This window comes from Aphanothece microscopica RSMan92, assembly GCF_046613545.2.
Lineage (GTDB): Bacteria > Cyanobacteriota > Cyanobacteriia > PCC-6307 > Cyanobiaceae > NIES-981.
In genome coordinates this window covers 1-398 of sequence record NZ_JBKKKY020000645.1, presented here as the reverse complement: position 1 = coordinate 398, position 398 = coordinate 1, and the positions used below count along the sequence as shown (strand labels likewise).

Annotated in this window: 1 protein-coding gene; it reads right to left on the bottom strand. The window is 55.3% G+C overall.

From position 1 onward, the window contains the following. On the bottom strand, positions 1–398 hold a 398-nt coding region (locus ACLD7X_RS19455), incomplete at both ends, for a DUF5801 repeats-in-toxin domain-containing protein (RefSeq protein WP_411425324.1).

Here is a 398-nt window from a genome sequence, read left to right as displayed (position 1 = left end):
TGACTCATCATTACTGTCCGGATCCGAATGCCAGATATTGGCTGGATTCACCTGATCGGTGTATGCAAACGTCACCACACCTGATGCATCCACGCTGATCGTGAATACCTCATTTGTCGTCCCGCTCACCACACCCCTGACCGTTCCGCTCCCGTCATCCACCAGATCGATCGACGCTCCCTTCCCGTCTGGCTGCGTCTCATCCAAAATGAACAGACCCGACGCCACCGTCGTTCCTTCAAATAGCTCAACCGTGTAGTTTGTCTCACCCGTCGGCACATCTGTTCCCAGATCACCATCGCCAAACACGGTCGACAGATCCACCGTCGCGCTATACACACCATCCTGGTCTGCATACGCAGGAAGCGTTCCGTCCAGTGCCGATTCATCCAGCACCA